At 71.1% G+C, this 13,759-nt stretch carries 17 protein-coding genes; 9 read left to right on the top strand and 8 right to left on the bottom strand.

Annotation, left to right across the window (positions count from 1 at the left end; genetic code table 11):
• Window positions 1-19 precede the first annotated feature (19 nt).
• Window positions 20-1,276: a GrpB family protein gene (locus tag OG494_RS21940; RefSeq protein WP_328458548.1), complete on the top strand. Its 1,257-nt coding sequence runs from the start codon at window positions 20-22 to the stop codon at window positions 1,274-1,276.
• Here OG494_RS21940 and OG494_RS21935 read toward each other — a convergent pair.
• Entirely contained in the window at window positions 1,263-1,922 is a 660-nt protein-coding gene (locus OG494_RS21935; protein ID WP_328458546.1) for a TetR/AcrR family transcriptional regulator, read from the bottom strand. The two genes, OG494_RS21940 and OG494_RS21935, sit on opposite strands and share 14 nt — an antisense overlap.
• 25 nt (window positions 1,923-1,947) lie before the next feature.
• Window positions 1,948-2,391: a hypothetical protein gene (locus tag OG494_RS21930; protein ID WP_328458544.1), complete on the bottom strand. Its 444-nt coding sequence runs from the start codon at window positions 2,389-2,391 to the stop codon at window positions 1,948-1,950.
• Window positions 2,392-2,542: 151 nt separating this feature from the next.
• Here OG494_RS21930 and OG494_RS21925 point away from each other — a divergent pair, with 151 nt between their 5' ends.
• Both OG494_RS21925 and OG494_RS21920 read left to right on the top strand, forming a co-directional pair.
• Window positions 2,543-3,736: an endonuclease/exonuclease/phosphatase family protein gene (locus tag OG494_RS21925; protein ID WP_328458542.1), complete on the top strand. Its 1,194-nt coding sequence runs from the start codon at window positions 2,543-2,545 to the stop codon at window positions 3,734-3,736.
• A 4-nt stretch (window positions 3,737-3,740) separates the two neighbouring features.
• Complete coding sequence (locus OG494_RS21920; RefSeq protein WP_328458540.1) at window positions 3,741-4,670, top strand: D-2-hydroxyacid dehydrogenase family protein; 930 nt, start codon at window positions 3,741-3,743, stop codon at window positions 4,668-4,670.
• 163 nt (window positions 4,671-4,833) lie between these two features.
• On the opposite strand, the gene OG494_RS21915 is transcribed toward OG494_RS21920, so the two are convergent.
• The 5 genes from OG494_RS21915 to OG494_RS21895 all read right to left on the bottom strand — a co-directional run bounded on the left by OG494_RS21915 (window position 4,834) and on the right by OG494_RS21895 (window position 9,556).
• Window positions 4,834-6,318, bottom strand: a complete 1,485-nt coding sequence (locus tag OG494_RS21915) for an alpha/beta hydrolase (RefSeq protein WP_328458538.1) — start codon at window positions 6,316-6,318, stop codon at window positions 4,834-4,836.
• Window positions 6,315-7,130: a serine hydrolase domain-containing protein gene (locus OG494_RS21910; RefSeq protein ID WP_328458536.1), complete on the bottom strand. Its 816-nt coding sequence runs from the start codon at window positions 7,128-7,130 to the stop codon at window positions 6,315-6,317. The genes OG494_RS21915 and OG494_RS21910 overlap by 4 nt, the downstream gene beginning before the upstream one ends.
• A 92-nt stretch (window positions 7,131-7,222) precedes the next feature.
• Complete coding sequence (locus OG494_RS21905; protein WP_247049117.1) at window positions 7,223-7,489, bottom strand: HPr family phosphocarrier protein; 267 nt, start codon at window positions 7,487-7,489, stop codon at window positions 7,223-7,225.
• 40 nt (window positions 7,490-7,529) lie between these two features.
• Window positions 7,530-8,771, bottom strand: a complete 1,242-nt coding sequence (locus OG494_RS21900) for a PTS transporter subunit EIIC (protein WP_328458534.1) — start codon at window positions 8,769-8,771, stop codon at window positions 7,530-7,532.
• Window positions 8,768-9,556, bottom strand: a complete 789-nt coding sequence (locus OG494_RS21895) for a GntR family transcriptional regulator (protein ID WP_328458532.1) — start codon at window positions 9,554-9,556, stop codon at window positions 8,768-8,770. Before OG494_RS21895 ends, OG494_RS21900 begins: the two co-directional genes overlap by 4 nt.
• 243 nt (window positions 9,557-9,799) lie before the next feature.
• Between OG494_RS21895 and OG494_RS21890 the strand changes: the two genes are divergently transcribed.
• Both OG494_RS21890 and OG494_RS21885 read left to right on the top strand, forming a co-directional pair.
• Window positions 9,800-10,039, top strand: coding sequence for a glucose PTS transporter subunit EIIB (locus tag OG494_RS21890; protein WP_167379806.1), 240 nt, complete (start codon window positions 9,800-9,802; stop codon window positions 10,037-10,039).
• Window positions 10,036-10,491, top strand: coding sequence for a PTS sugar transporter subunit IIA (locus tag OG494_RS21885; RefSeq protein WP_328458528.1), 456 nt, complete (start codon window positions 10,036-10,038; stop codon window positions 10,489-10,491). The genes OG494_RS21890 and OG494_RS21885 overlap by 4 nt, the downstream gene beginning before the upstream one ends.
• A 73-nt stretch (window positions 10,492-10,564) precedes the next feature.
• Here the strand turns inward: OG494_RS21885 and OG494_RS21880 are convergent, their stop codons facing one another.
• The gene (locus OG494_RS21880; protein WP_328458526.1) at window positions 10,565-11,002 is read right to left on the bottom strand and encodes a QcrA and Rieske domain-containing protein; all 438 of its coding nucleotides are present in this window, start codon (window positions 11,000-11,002) and stop codon (window positions 10,565-10,567) included.
• Window positions 11,003-11,115: 113 nt separating this feature from the next.
• Between OG494_RS21880 and OG494_RS21875 the strand changes: the two genes are divergently transcribed.
• The 4 genes from OG494_RS21875 (at window position 11,116) to OG494_RS21860 (ending at window position 13,512) form a co-directional block, all read left to right on the top strand.
• The gene (locus OG494_RS21875) at window positions 11,116-11,484 is read left to right on the top strand and encodes a hypothetical protein (protein WP_247049123.1); all 369 of its coding nucleotides are present in this window, start codon (window positions 11,116-11,118) and stop codon (window positions 11,482-11,484) included.
• A gap of 4 nt (window positions 11,485-11,488) precedes the next feature.
• Entirely contained in the window at window positions 11,489-12,001 is a 513-nt protein-coding gene (locus OG494_RS21870) for a sigma-70 family RNA polymerase sigma factor (protein WP_305879311.1), read from the top strand.
• On the top strand, window positions 11,998-12,657 hold the full coding sequence (locus OG494_RS21865) for an anti-sigma factor family protein (protein WP_328458524.1): 660 nt from the start codon (window positions 11,998-12,000) through the stop codon (window positions 12,655-12,657). The genes OG494_RS21870 and OG494_RS21865 overlap by 4 nt, the downstream gene beginning before the upstream one ends.
• 255 nt (window positions 12,658-12,912) lie before the next feature.
• Window positions 12,913-13,512 (top strand): prepilin peptidase, encoded by a 600-nt coding sequence (locus OG494_RS21860; RefSeq protein ID WP_442874486.1) that lies wholly within the window; start codon window positions 12,913-12,915, stop codon window positions 13,510-13,512.
• The last annotated feature ends 247 nt before the right edge of the window (window positions 13,513-13,759 follow it).

Genomic DNA, 13,759 nt, shown 5'->3' with positions numbered 1-13,759 from the left:
AATGAGGGGGTCTACCGAGATGACCAGTCAAGAAGCGCTGAGCGACGACCAACTGGAGAGTGCCTGGGTCGGCGGTGAGCCGCCCAAGCTCGACTCGACCGTGACGCTCGTCGACTACGACCCGGAGTGGCCGAAAGCTTTCGAGCGCGAGGTCGAGCGGATCCGCGGTGTCCTGGGGGAGCAGGTGCTCGCCCTGGAGCACGTCGGGTCGACGTCGGTGCCGGGCCTGTGCGCGAAGCCGTGCGTCGACATCTACCTCGAGGTGCCGGACTCCGACGACGAGAGCTTCTACGTCCCGGCGCTGGAGGGCGCGGGCTACCGGCTCGTCATCCGCGAGCCGGGCTGGGAGAAGCACCGCTGCTTCAAGGGCCCGGACACGAACATCAACCTGCACACCTACTCGCCGGGCAACGGCCAGGCGTCGCGCTACCGGCTCTTCCGCGACCGCTTGCGGTCGCACCCGGAGGAGCTGGAGCGGTACGCGGCGAAGAAGCGCGAGCTGGCCGCGCGGGCGTGGAAGTACATCCAGAACTACGCCGACGCCAAGACCGAGGTGGTCGAGGAGATCCTCGGCCGGGCCCGCGCCGAGCAGTACGACGACTACAGCGAGGCCTACGCCGAGCACGCCGGGAAGTCCGTCACCAACGCCCTCTACGACCGGCCCGCGATCGTGGACCTCGCCGGGGACGTCGAAGGCAAGCGCGTGCTGGACGTCGGCTGCGCGGCCGGGCACCTGAGCGCGCTGCTGGCCGAGCGGGGCGCCGACGTGCTGGGCGTCGACGCCAGCGCGGGCATGGTCGCCGTCGCGCGGAAGAAGTTCGGCGACGTCGCGCGCTTCGAGCACGCCGACGTCTCGCGGCCGCTCGACCTGGCGGACGGCTCGATCGACGTGATCACCGCGTCGCTCGTGCTGCACTACCTGAAGGACTGGGACGCCACCCTGGCCGAGTTCCGCCGGGTCCTGCGGCCCGGGGGCGCCCTGGTGTTCTCGGTGCACCACCCCGGCGAGGACTGGCACTGGTTCGACAAGGAGAACTACTTCGAGGTCGAGCTGCTCGAAGACGACTTCGGGCTCGGCGGGCGCCCGCACCCGGTCCGGTTCTACCGGCGCCCGCTGAGCTGGATGTTCGGCGCGGTCCGCGACGCCGGCTTCGCGGTCGACCGGCTGGTCGAGCCGATGCCGGTGCCCGAAGCCGACGAGGCCGACCCGAAGTGGGCGAAGAACCTGCGGACCAAGCCGCGGTTCCTGTACTTCCGGGCGGTCAATCCCGCTTAGCGAGGTCCTGGATCAGGTCGACGATCTCCCGGCTGACGGGGCGGAACACCCGCAGCCGGGAGAGCGCGGCCAGCCGGGCGAGCAGCGGGACACTGCGCTCGACCAGCATCTTGCTGCGCTTCTCACCGGCCGAGCGGTCGTGCACCCAGAAGAGCACCACGCCCATCTGGAACAGCCACAGCAGCTCGGGCAGCTGCGCCCGCAGCTCCGGGTCGAGCTTGACGTCGGAGCCGTCGACGACCTCGCGCATCAGCTCGATCGAGGCGGTGCGGGCGGCCGAGGACTCCTCGCTGAACGGGCTCAGCGGGGACTCCGGGTCGGCCGCGTTGACGAAGAACTGCGTCCCGAAGCGGTGGTAGGGCTCGGCGAGCTCGAGCCAGCACAGCAAAACCGTCTTCAGGCGGTCGGCGAAGCGGGTTTCGTGCACGAGCTGAGCGCGGGCGGCGTCGAGGTGCAGCCGCGCGATCTCGTCGTAGAACCCCTGGATCAGCTGTTCCTTCGAGGAGAAGTAGTAGTACGCGTTCCCGACCGAGACCCCGGCCTCGGTGGCGATCGCGCGCATCGTCGTGCGGTCGTACCCGTTCTCGGTGAACAACCGCATGGCGGTGGTGACGATCAGGGACCGCGTTTCCTCGCTCTTGGGCACCCGCAGCACGTTAGCGCCGGGCACGTCAGGGCGCGGGGAAGGGCGGGACCTGCGGGCCTGGCGCGCCGGGGTAGGGGACGGGCCGGCCGGCGAACACGGGCTGCGGCGCGGGTGCGGGCTTCGGGGCCAGGTGCCGGCGGCGGATGCCGTTGAAGACCAGGACGTTGAACAGGTGCATGACGCCGAGCACGAGCGCGACGACGCCGACCTTCACCGAGACCACCTCGAACACCTGGCGGGCGTTGTCCACGTCGGCCCGGCTGGTCAGGAAGAGCGTCACGAAGCCGAGGCTGATCAGGTAGAAGCCGACGACCAGCAGCTGGTTGACGGCGTTGGCCAGGCCGGGGCTGTCCTCGAAGACCTGGGTGAGGAAGGTGCGGCCGTGCTTGCTGAGCGTCCGGGCGACGAGCACCGTCAACGGAATGCTGATCAGCAGGTAGAGCGCGTAGGCGACAACAACGGGTTCCATGGTCCCTCCAAGTTTTGAACGTGTTCAAGACGGACTGTAAGCCTAGTTTTGAACGTGTTCAAGAGAGCGGGGTCACGTCGGCAGTTCACCTGGTGCTCACCCGGCAGGGCGCTTTCCCGCATAAGGTGTCCGCCGACCGGGAGGTAAGACCGTGAAACGCATCGCCGCAGGGCTTACGGTGGCTGCGCTCGTCGCGCTGGCCGTGCCCGCTTCCGCTTCCGCGAGTTTCGGGCAGAGTGTCCGCTTCGCCACCTTCAACGCTTCGCTGAACCGCGCCGCCGCCGGGCAGCTGCTGAGCGACCTGTCGACGCCGGGCAACGTCCAGGCGCAGAAGGTCGCCGAGGTCGTCCAGCGCAACCGCGCCGACGTCCAGCTGATCAACGAGTTCGACTACGTGCCCGGCAACGCCGCGGCCGACGCGTTCCGGAAGAACTACCTGGCCGTCGGCCAGCACGGCGCCAAGCCGATCGACTACCCGTACGCCTACACCGCGCCGGTCAACACCGGCGTGCCCACCGGCTTCGACCTCGACCGCGACGGCACCGTCGGCGGCGGCAACGACGCCCAGGGCTTCGGCACCTTCGAGGGCCAGTACGGACTGCTCGTGCTCTCGAAGTACCCGATCGACGTCGCGCACGTCCGCACGTTCCAGAAGTTCCTCTGGAAGGACATGCCGGGCGCGCTCCTGCCGGACGACCCGGCGACACCGGCGCCGCACGACTGGTACAGCCCGGCCGAGCTGAACGTGCTGCGGCTGTCGTCGAAGTCGCACTGGGACCTGCCGCTGAAGATCGGCCGCTCGAGGGTGCACTTCCTGGTGTCGCACCCGACCCCGCCGAGCTTCGACGGCCCGGACGACCACAACGGCACCCGCAACCACGACGAGATCCGCTTCTGGGCCGACTACACGACGCCCGGCAAGGGCGGTTACCTCTACGACGACCGCGGGCACCGCGGCGGGCTGGGCGCGGGGGAGCGGTTCGTCGTCGCGGGCGACAACAACTCCGATCCGCTCGACGGCGACAGCGTGCCCGGCGCCATCCAGCAGCTGCTCGACGCGCCGCGCGTCGTCCGGACGCACCCGGGCAGCCGCGGCGCGGTGCTGGCCGCCCAGGCCCAGGGCGGTGCCAACGTCGGACAGAAGAGCGACCCGTTCTACGACACCGGCGACTTCAACGACGTCACGCCGGGCAACCTGCGCACGGACTACGTGCTGCCGTCGAAGGGCCTGCTGCCCTGGCACGCCGAGGTGTTCTGGCCGGTGCCGTCGGACCCGCTGTCCCGGCTGAACGACACCTCCGACCACCACCTGGTCCGCGTGGACGTCCTCGTCGGGCTACGGTGAGATCATGCGGATCGCCATTCTCGACGACTACCAGAACGTCGCCCTCACCTTCGGGGACTGGGACTCGCTGGAGGCCGACATCACGGTCTTCACCGAGCCGCTGGAAGACGTCGTCAAACAGCTGCAGGGCTTCGAAACCGTCGTCGCGATGCGCGAGCGGACCCGGTTCACCGCCGAGGTGCTCGACCGGTTGCCCGACCTGAAGCTGCTCGTCAGCACCGGCAAGCGCAATGCGGCCATCGACGTCCCGGCCGCGCGCCGCAACGGCGTCGTCGTGTCCGCCACCGGCTACATCGGCGAGCCGACCGCGGAGCACACGTGGGCGCTGATCCTCGCGGCGTCGCGCAACCTGCCGCAGGAGTTCCGCTCCATGCGTGAGGGCGGCTGGCAGACGAGCGTCGGCACCATGCTGCACGGTAAGACGCTCGGCCTGCTCGGCCTGGGCCGGCTCGGCGCGGGCGCGGCGAAGATCGGGCAGGTCTTCGGGATGGAAACCATCGCCTGGAGCCAGAACCTGACGCCGGAGAAGGCGGAGCCGCACGGCGTCACCGCGGTGTCCAAAGAGGAGCTGTTCGCCCGCTCGGACGTGCTGTCGATCCACCTCGTGCTCAGCGACCGCAGCCGCGGCCTGGTCGGGGCGGACGAAATCGCGGCGATGAAGCCGGGCGCGCTGCTGGTGAACACCTCGCGCGGCCCGATCGTCGACGAAGCCGCGTTGCTGGACGCGTTACGGCGCAAGGCGATCCGCGCGGCGATCGACGTCTACGACACCGAGCCGTTCCCGGCGGACCATCCACTGCGGACACTCGGGAACGCGACGCTGACGCCGCACATCGGGTTCGTCACGCGGGAGGTCTACGAGATCTTCTACGGTGACGCGGTCGAGGACATCGCGGCTTACCAGGCGGGAGCGCCGATCCGCGTCATGGAGTAGTGGTGTGCGGCCCGCCGGGGCCCGAGGTCCCCGCACCGGCCCGGGCGGGCCCGCACCCCTAGATGACATCACCCGGCGCGGCCATCCGGCTGAACACGCGGCCGTGGCTGGTGGTGAGTGCGAAACCGGAGCGGAAAACGGTTTCTCACCCACGAGCGCGGAGTCAGGGGAACGGCACCGTGTCCGGGGCGCAGCTCGCTCCCTCCGCCGGCACGGCCAGGTCCGCCAGGTACCGGACCACCGCCGCCGTGGCGCAGGCGCTGTGGACGTCGAGGGACGTGTGGCCGTACCCGTCGACGACCAGCACCCGGCCGTCGCCGAGTTCCGCCGCCGTCGCCTGGGCGTTGTGCAGCGGGGTCGCCGGGTCGAAGCGGTTGTTCAGCACCAGGACCGGGTTCTTGCGCGCCCGGTTCCACGGGCCGGTGTAGCGGTCGGCGTCGTGGGCCGGCCAGCCGACGCACTGGGCCATCGAGAACACCGCACCGAGCCCGAAGTACGGCTGCCGCTTGCTTTCGCTCGCCGCGAGCGCCGCGTAGTCGGCCGGGCTCGAGGGGTTGTCGCTGTCGACGCACTGGACGGCCAGGAAGTTCGGGGAGTGCGTCGGCACGTACGGATCGAGCACCGGCGACGCGGCTCCAGGACCCGCCGTCAGGGCTGCGAAGGTCTCGGCCAGGCGTTTCCAGCGGCCGGACTGGTACAGCGCGCTGTCGATCGTCCGCATCAGGGAGGACACGCCCGGCCCGCGCGACGCGTGGGCGAAGACGCCGGCGAACTTCGCCTTGAGGTCGCCGCCGGCGAACGCGCACTTCGGCCCGGCCGCGGCGCACACCGTGAAGAACTGGTCCAGCTCCTGCTGCTGCGCGGTGGCGACGTCGGCACGGACGTCGACCGGCTGCTTCTCCTGGCCCGGTTTCCCGGTGGCGTTCGCGACCAGGTCGAGCGTGCCGTCGAGGGTCATCGCGCGGACCTTGTCCGGGAACAGGTTCGCGTAGGTGCCGCCCAGGTACGTCCCGTAGGAGTAGCCGTAGAAGTTCAGCGCCGGATCCCCGACGGCCTGGCGCAGCAGGTCCATGTCCCGCGCGACGTTCGCCGTCGAGAGGTGGGCGAGCAGGTCGCCGGAACCGGCCGCGCACGCCTTCCCGGGCGCGGCACTCGCCGCGAAGAAGGCGTCCGGCTGCCGCAACGGTGACGGGATCGCTGGCGGGTGGTCCGCGCCCGGGCAGCTGATCGGCGCCGATCCGCCGATCCCGCGCGGGTCGAAGCCCACCAGGTCGAACCGGGCGCGCAGCTCGTCGGGGTAGCGCGCGGCGAACCGCGTCAGCTCGCCGACGCCGTCGGTGCCCGGGCCGCCGAAGTTGAAGAACAGCGAGCCGATCCGGCGGCTGGGGTCACTCGCCGGGAGCCGGATGACCGAAAGCGTGATCGCTTTGCCCTTCGGCTCGCGGTAGCTCAGCGGCACGGACGCGGGCGTGCACTGGAAACCGCCGTGACACGGCGCCCAGTGCAGCGCGGGCACCGCGGCGCCGTTGGTGCCGAGCGCCGGGGGAGGGTCGGCCGTCGGCTGCGGCGTCACGGGAGGGGCGGGTGCGGCGGCGGGTGCGCTGCAGGCGGCGAGCAGGAGCAGGAGTGCGAGGAGAAGCCGTTTCACGCGCCGAGGTCCGCCAGCACGGCGTCGGTGTAGCGCGGCCAGACCTCGGCGGCCCACGGGCCGAAGGCGCGGTCGGTCAGGGCGACGCAGGCCGCGCCCGCGTCCGGGTCGACCCAGAGGAACGTGCCCGACTGCCCGAAGTGCCCGAAGGTCCGCGGTGAGCTCGCCGAGCCGGTCCAGTGCGGGCTCTTGTGGTCACGGATCTCGAACCCGAGGCCCCAGTCGTTCGGCTTCTGGTGGCCGAACCCGGGCAGCACCCCGGAAAGCCCGGGGAAGACGACGTTCGTGGCTTCGGCGACGGTCGCCGGTGCGAGCAGTTTCGGCGCCTGCAGCTCGGCGGCGAAGGCGGCCAGGTCGTCCACAGTGGACACCGCGCCGGCCGCGGGCGAGCCGTCCAGGGAGGTGCCGGTCATGCCGAGCGGCCCGAACAGGGCCTCGGCCTGGTACTGCGCGAACGGGATGCCGGAGTGCTCGGCCAGCGCGTCGGCCAGCTCCTCGAAGCCGGCGTTGGAGTAGAGGCGGCGGGTGCCCGGCGCGGCCATCGCCTTGTGCGCGTCGAAGGCGAGGCCGGAGGTGTGGGCGAGCAGGTGCCGCACGGTCGAGCCCTCGGGCCCGGCCGGGGTGTCGAGCTCGACGACGCCCTCTTCGATCGCGATCAGCGCCGCGTAGGCGGTCAGCGGCTTGCTGACCGAGGCCAGCCGGAACTTCCGCGTGGTGTCGCCGTGGCGGCCCACGACGGTCCCGTCCGCTTTCACCACGGCCGTCGCGGCGTTGTCCACCGGCCACTCGTCGATCAGGCGCACGCTCTCCATGCGTCCACCCTACGAAACGCCGCGAAGGCCCCCGCACCGGTGTCGGGGACCGGTGCGAGGGCCTTCATGGAGTGTTACAGCGGGGGTGTTTCTCAGGCGTCGAGGTCGGTGGCGACCAGCTGGGCGACCGCTTCCACGGCCTCCTCGGCGCCCTCGCCCTCGGCGCTGATGACGACCTCGTCGCCGTACCCGGCGGCGAGGGTCATCAGGTTGAGCACGCTGCCGGCGGCCACCGGGGTTCCCCCGGCCTTGGCGATCTGCACCGCGACGGGCTGCGCCGCGGCCGCCTTCGCCACCAGCGCGGCCGGCCTGGCGTGCAGGCCCACCTTGCTCGCGACGGCGACGCGTTTCTCCGGCATGTTCGTCCTCTCGCTACTGGAATCTACGTCGGTACGGAGTTTACTTCGCGGCGGTCGACTCGAGGTCCGACTCGATCGAGTCGTCCTCGCGGCCCGGCGTCTTCAGGTTCCACTTGGTGATCGCGAAGCGGAACACCACGTAGTAGATCACCGCGTACACCAGGCCCATCACGATGAGGATCCAGGTGTTGTGGGCCGCCTTCGAACTCGAGTTGAGCGCGAAGTCGATCGCGCCGGCGGAGAACGAGAAGCTCAAGTGCACGTTCAGCAGGTTGGCGATCGCCAGCGAAAGGCCGGTCATCACCGCGTGGAAGATGTAGAGCGGCCACGCGACGAACATGAACGAGAACTCGATCGGCTCGGTGACACCGGTGATGAACGAGGTCAGCGCGGCCGCGATCATCACACCGCCGACGACCTTCTTCTGCGCCGGGCGGGCGGTCTGCCAGATCGCCAGCGCCGCCGCGGGCAGCGCGAACATGAAGATCGGGAAGAAGCCTGTGGTGAAGGCACCGGCGTTCGGGTCGCCGTTGAAGAAGTTGGTGATGTCACCGCCCTTGAAGATGAACCAGACCGGCACGTTGATCAGCTGGTGCAGGCCGACCGGGATCAGCAGGCGGTTGAGCAGGCCGTAGATGCCGCCACCGACGACCGGGGCGCCGGTGACCGCGTCGCCGACGTTCTCGATGCCGGTGTTCACGTACTTGAAGAGCAGGCCGAAGATCACGCCGAGGATCAGCAGCGCGAAGGCGGTGATGATCGGGACGAACCGGCGGCCGCCGAAGAACGCCAGGTAGGCGGGCAGCTTGATGCGGTGGTAGCGCTGCCACAGCACGGCCGCGACCAGGCCGACGACGACGCCGGCGAGCACGCTGTAGGGCCACTTGATGGGCGCCAGCTCGAAGCCGCCGTTCGGCTTGTAGCCGGGCAGGTCCTTCAGCGGGGCGAACACCTGGATGACGCTGGTGAAGACGAAGAAGCCGACGACCGCGGCGACACCGGTGGAGCCGTCGCCCTTGCGGGCGAAGCCGACCGCGATGCCCACCGCGAAGAGCAGCGGCAGCCAGTTGAAGAGCGAACCGCCGGCGGCGCCGAGGACGGCCGCGACCTTGTCCCAGCCGAGGCCGTCCTTGCCCAGCAGGTCGTCCTGGCCGAGACGCAGCAGCAGGCCGGCGGCCGGGAGCGTGGCGATGGGAAGCATGAGGCTACGGCCGAAGCGCTGAAGACCGGCGAGGCCTCCGCCGCTCTTCTTCGTCGCCCCCTCCGCGGTGGTGGAGCTCATCTGGATCCTCCATAGTGGGGTTGTTGACCGGGTTCCGGGGTGTTCCGGTCCAACTGCATGGTCACCTGGTAGTGATCTCCCCGGTACCAGGACGTGATGTCTTCGATCGGGTCGCCGTTCGCGCTGGAGACCCGGCGGAACACGAGCAGGGGACTGCCGGCGCGCATGCCGAGCAGCCGGGCCGTCTCGCGGTCCGCTCCTTCGGCCCAGACCGTCTGCCACGCCTGGTCGGGACGTACGTCGTACGTCTCGGCCAGCTGCGCGTAGAGCGACTGGGTCAGGTCGAGCTCGAGCAGGCCGGGAGCCCGGCCCGCGTGGTACCAGCCGCGTTCGACGGCCAGGGGTACGCCGTCGGCGTGGCGCAACCGCACGAGGTGGTGTGCGGGGGAGCCCTCGGCCAGGCCGAGGGCGTGCGCGGAGGCGGTGGGTGGGACCTCGGTGGCCGCGGAGACCACCTCGGTCGTCGGGGTCAGCCCCCGCCGCCGCATGTCGTCGGTGAACGACATCAGGTAGAGCTGCAGCTCCATCCGCCGGGCCGCGGTGAACGTGCCCTTGCCGCGCACCCGGGCGAGCAGACCCTCCTCGACCAGCTTGCCGATCGCCGACCGGACCGTGAGCCGCGACACGCCGTAGCGCTGGGCGAGTTCACGTTCCGACGGGATCGGCGCACCCGGCGGGAGCTCGCGCTCCACCGTGCGGCGGAGGATCTCCCGCAGCTGGGCGTGCTTGGGCGTGGGCCCGTTGACGACCCGGTCGGGTGGCGGGACGTGCGCTGCCGCGCTCATCGGCGTCACCCTCCTCGTTCTCGCGTCACCGGGGACCGGTGCTCGCGTCCGGCCCGGAACATTGGTACGTTCCGGTCTAGACCAATGATCTGATGGGGCAGGATGCTCCGCCGCGCGGACGGGTGTCAACCCACCGTTATCCGTTCGTGGCCCGCGGCGGCGTGCATGCCGACGAACGGCGTAGTACAGGTGGACACGCGGTGCGCGTCAGGTTGGGAACAAACAGTGATCAAGGAGACCGCGATGGCGGATGACAGGCCCGAAAAGATCCTCGCCGCTCTCGGCGGCACGGAGAACCTCACCGAGATCGAGGGCTGCATCACGCGGCTGCGGTGCGAGGTCGAGGACATGAGCCTCGTCGACGAGGCGGCGCTGAAGAAGGCCGGCGCGATGGGCGTGGTCAAGATGGGGAGCAGCGCGCTGCAGGTGATCGTCGGGCCGGAGGCGGACACGATCGCCAGCGACATCGAGGACCTGCTGTGAGCTTGGAGATCCTCAGCCCGGTCGCCGGGCGCGTGGTGCCGATCACCGAGGTCCCGGACCCGGTGTTCGCACAGGCCATGGTGGGGCCGGGCATCGCCGTCCAGCCGACGGGCGGCCGGTCGGACGCGGTCGCGCCGGTCGACGGCACGATCAAGACGTTGCACCCGCACGCCTTCGTCGTCCAGACCGACGACGGCCAGGCCGTGCTCGTGCACCTGGGGATCGACACGGTGAAGGAGAAGGGCGAAGGCTTCACGCTGCACGTCGTCAAGGACGAGCAGGTGCGGGCCGGGCAGCCGATCGTCAGCTGGGACCCGGAAGCGGTGACCGCGGCCGGCTACTCGGCGATCGTGCCGGTCGTCGCGCTGGACGCCGGCGCGGAGGTGCTGTCCGGGTTGGACGCCGAGCGCGACGTGACCGCGGGCGAGCCGCTGTTCGCGTGGGACGCCTGAGTCGGATTTGTCACGCGAAGGGCCCTTGTGGACGGTGATCGTCCACAAGGGCCCTTCGGTGTCTCCCGGCCCGTCAGCCGGTGACGACCTTCCCGTTCTCGACCTTCACCGGCACGGACGGCAGCGGCTTGTTCGCCGGTCCCTGCTTGACCTCGCCGGTGAGGGCGTTGAACACGGAGCCGTGGCACGGGCAGACCAGGTCGGCGCCCTTCGGCGCGACGGTGCAGCCCTGGTGCGTGCAGATCGCGCTGAACGCGGCGACGGCCGCGTCCGAGGTACGGGCCACGATCACGTCGGAGCCGTCCGGCGCCTTGGCCGCCTTCGCCTGCCCGACCGGGACGTCGGCGAGCGCGACGAGCGGGGTGCCCGCGGCGATGGGCGCCTGGGCGGTGCCCGACTTCGAGTCGTCCGAGGATCCGCAGGCGGCGAGCGCCACGGTGCCCACGGCGACGCCGGCGACAGTGGCACCGGTGGTGAGGACGGTGCGGCGGGAATGAAGTTCGGCAGTCATGCCTACTAAACGAGATCGACATCGCTTCGGTTCAATTCCCACCGGGCCGGGTGAACCGGAACGGCCCCTGATCCGTGTATCTACCCGAGTGGGTGTGGAGCGGAGGAACGATCATGGTGGGTTGGGTTCTGCGGATCGTCACGGCGGTGGCGCTGCTGGGTTCGGCGGGTGTGCACTACGTGCTGTGGACGGAGGACTACCCGGGCATCGTCGGCCCGTTGTTCCTGCTGGACGCGATCGCCGGGCTGGTCCTCGCGATCGCCGTGCTGGCCTGGCGGCACTGGCTGCCCGCGCTGGGCGCGTTCGGCTTCGGGGCGCTGACGCTCGGCGCGTACGTGCTGGCCGCGACGGTCGGGTTCGCCGGCAACCACGACCAGTTCAACAGCCAGCCGGAGTACTGGGGCGTGATCACCGAGGTGATCTGCATCATCGGCGGGCTCGCGCTGATGGTCGTGAAGGACCGGCGCAAAGTCGCGGTCTGACCCCGTGGGCGAAGTCGCGGAAGACGCGCTGATGCGCGCGCTGCACGAGGAGCACGCGGCCGCTTTGTGGTCCTACGCGCTCCACCTGACCTCCGGTGACCGGATCCGCGCCGAGGACGTCGTCCAGGAGACGCTGCTGCGGGCCTGGCGCTCGACGACGGTGCTGGACCAGTCCCAGGGGTCGGCGCGGGCGTGGCTGTTCACGGTCGCGCGGCGGATCGCGATCGACGGCTGGCGCTCGGCGTCGGCGCGCTCCGAGGTGATGACCGACCAGCCGCCGGAGCGGGCCGTCGCGGACGGCACCGACCGCGCCGTGCAGGGCTGGCTGGTCGCCGAGGCGCTCGCGGAGCTCTCGGAACGGCACCGCGAGGTGCTGGTGCTGTGCTACTTCCAGGGGTATTCGGTCGCGGACGCGGCGGTGCGGCTGGGGGTGGCCGAGGGAACGGTCAAGTCGCGCACGCACTACGCGTTGCGCGCGCTGCGCCTGGTGCTCGAGGAGAGGGGGGTGACCCAGTGAGCGAGGACCCGTTCGCGACGTTCGACGCCGCGTACGTGCTCGGGGCGCTGTCCCCCGAGGACCGGCAGCGCTTCGAACAGCACCTGCGTGGCTGCGAGCGGTGCGCGGCCGCGGTGCGTGACCTGGCGGGACTGCCCGGGCTGCTCGCCCAGGCCGGTCCGCCGCAGGTCACCGGGATCGTGGACGCCGGACCGCCGCCGCCGGAGCTGCTGCCGTCGGTGCTCAAGCGGGTACGGCGCGGGCGCCGGATCCGCAACGCGGTGACGTCCCTGTCGGCCGCGGTCGCGGTGGCGGCGTGCGTGGCGCTCGGCGTGGTGGCGGCGCTGCCGGCGCCCGCCGCACCCGCCGGCGGCCCGCAGCCGCTGGCGTTGACGGCCCTGGGCCAGTTCCCGGTCCGTGCGGACGCGCGTCTCGGTGACCACGAGTGGGGCACCGAAGTCGACATGTCATGCAGCTACACGGGTGGCCGCAGCGGCGGTGACTACGTCCTGGTGGCGATCGGCCGCGACGGCAAGGAAACCCAGCTGGCGACGTGGAAGGCGCTGCCGGACAACACGGCCCGCATCGTGGTGGGCACGGCGTTGAAGACGCCGGAGATGGCGGCCCTGGAGGTGCGCGGCGGCAGTGGGCGTGCGCTGCTGCGGCTGAGTTTGTGAAGCCGTGGCTCATCCGGGACGCAGGGGGTCCCGGATGAGCCACCCTCCTCACGGTGTTCGCCTCGCCGTGCTGCGCCCGTCGTGAGTGGTGATTCGGGCTCCGCTCACGGCGGGCGCGCTGTGCCGCCGTGCCGCCGTGATCCGGGTGGCTTGTCGCCCACCGGAGTGAAACCGGCGCCGGAGCGTCGCGAACGGACCGTTCGTGACGCCGGGCAGTTGCCCTGGTCATCCCGGTCGCCGCAGGCTGGTGCGGTGATCTTCATCCTCATCGCTCTTACGGCCGCCACCGCTCCGGCGGCAGCTTGGGCACTGCGACGCGCGGCCGCCCCGATCCCGGCCGGCACCGCAGCGGGGCTGGCCGCACTCGGCGCCACGGCCGTCGCCGCCCGCTGGCTGAGCGGCGCCTGGCCCGGCTGGTGGCTGCCGGTACCCGCGTTGCTCACGGTCGTGGCGGTACCGCTGGCCCTGGCCGACCTGCGCCACCTCCGCCTGCCCGACGTGCTGACCCTGCCGGCGTACCCGCTCTTCGGCGCCGCGATCGGCGCGGCCGCCCTGGGCGGCGGCGGACCGTCCCTGGCCCTCCGAGCGGCGGCCGGCGGGCTGCTCTTCGGCGGCGCACACGCGGCGGTGCACCACTTCGCCCCGGCCGGCCTCGGCGCAGGGGACGTGAAGCTGTCCGGCAGCCTGGGTGCGGTCCTGGGCGCGGCGGGCTGGCCCGCCCTGGCCCTGGCGGCTCTCACAGCGGCCCTGCTCACCCTGGCCGTGGCGGCCGTCCGCCGCCGGGAGCGGGTCCCGCACGGACCGGCCCTCCTCGCGGCGGCTTGGCTGTGCGTGCTCTTCCCGCTGGCGTTGTGAGGGGGTCGTGCGGCCCGGTCTGGCTTCACCCGGGTCGTCGAGGCGTCCGTGGCGGTTGTTTCACGGGAAGGACCGCGTTCTGCGCGGGTTGGCGTTCCTCGTCGCGGCTTGGTCGCGCGTGGTCTTCCGCTGGCGTTGCGATGGGTCGCGTGGCCTGGTCCACGTGGTGGTCCGCTTTGCGCTGTTCGGTACCCGGCCTGAGTTCACCCGTGTCGTCGAGGTGTCCGTTGGGGGAGGTGCCGGCCTT

Source organism: Amycolatopsis sp. NBC_00438 (assembly GCF_036026695.1).
Classification (GTDB): domain Bacteria; phylum Actinomycetota; class Actinomycetes; order Mycobacteriales; family Pseudonocardiaceae; genus Amycolatopsis.
Note: the sequence above shows the minus strand (reverse complement) of the source record. Positions and strands in the feature narration are given on the sequence as shown.

Bases quoted from the DNA above. Each gene is read 5' to 3' on its own strand.
- OG494_RS21930 (WP_328458544.1), bottom strand. From the start codon at position 2,391: ATGGAACCCGTTGTTGTCGCCTACGCGCTCTACCTGCTGATCAGCATT.
- OG494_RS21890 (WP_167379806.1), top strand. From the start codon at position 9,800: ATGGCGGATGACAGGCCCGAAAAGATCCTCGCCGCTCTCGGCGGCACG.
- OG494_RS21880 (WP_328458526.1), bottom strand. From the start codon at position 11,002: ATGACTGCCGAACTTCATTCCCGCCGCACCGTCCTCACCACCGGTGCC.
- OG494_RS21875 (WP_247049123.1), top strand. From the start codon at position 11,116: ATGGTGGGTTGGGTTCTGCGGATCGTCACGGCGGTGGCGCTGCTGGGT.
- OG494_RS21940 (WP_328458548.1), top strand. From the start codon at position 20: ATGACCAGTCAAGAAGCGCTGAGCGACGACCAACTGGAGAGTGCCTGG.
- OG494_RS21920 (WP_328458540.1), top strand. From the start codon at position 3,741: ATGCGGATCGCCATTCTCGACGACTACCAGAACGTCGCCCTCACCTTC.
- OG494_RS21905 (WP_247049117.1), bottom strand. From the start codon at position 7,489: ATGCCGGAGAAACGCGTCGCCGTCGCGAGCAAGGTGGGCCTGCACGCC.
- OG494_RS21895 (WP_328458532.1), bottom strand. From the start codon at position 9,556: ATGAGCGCGGCAGCGCACGTCCCGCCACCCGACCGGGTCGTCAACGGG.
- OG494_RS21900 (WP_328458534.1), bottom strand. From the start codon at position 8,771: ATGAGCTCCACCACCGCGGAGGGGGCGACGAAGAAGAGCGGCGGAGGC.
- OG494_RS21910 (WP_328458536.1), bottom strand. From the start codon at position 7,130: ATGGAGAGCGTGCGCCTGATCGACGAGTGGCCGGTGGACAACGCCGCG.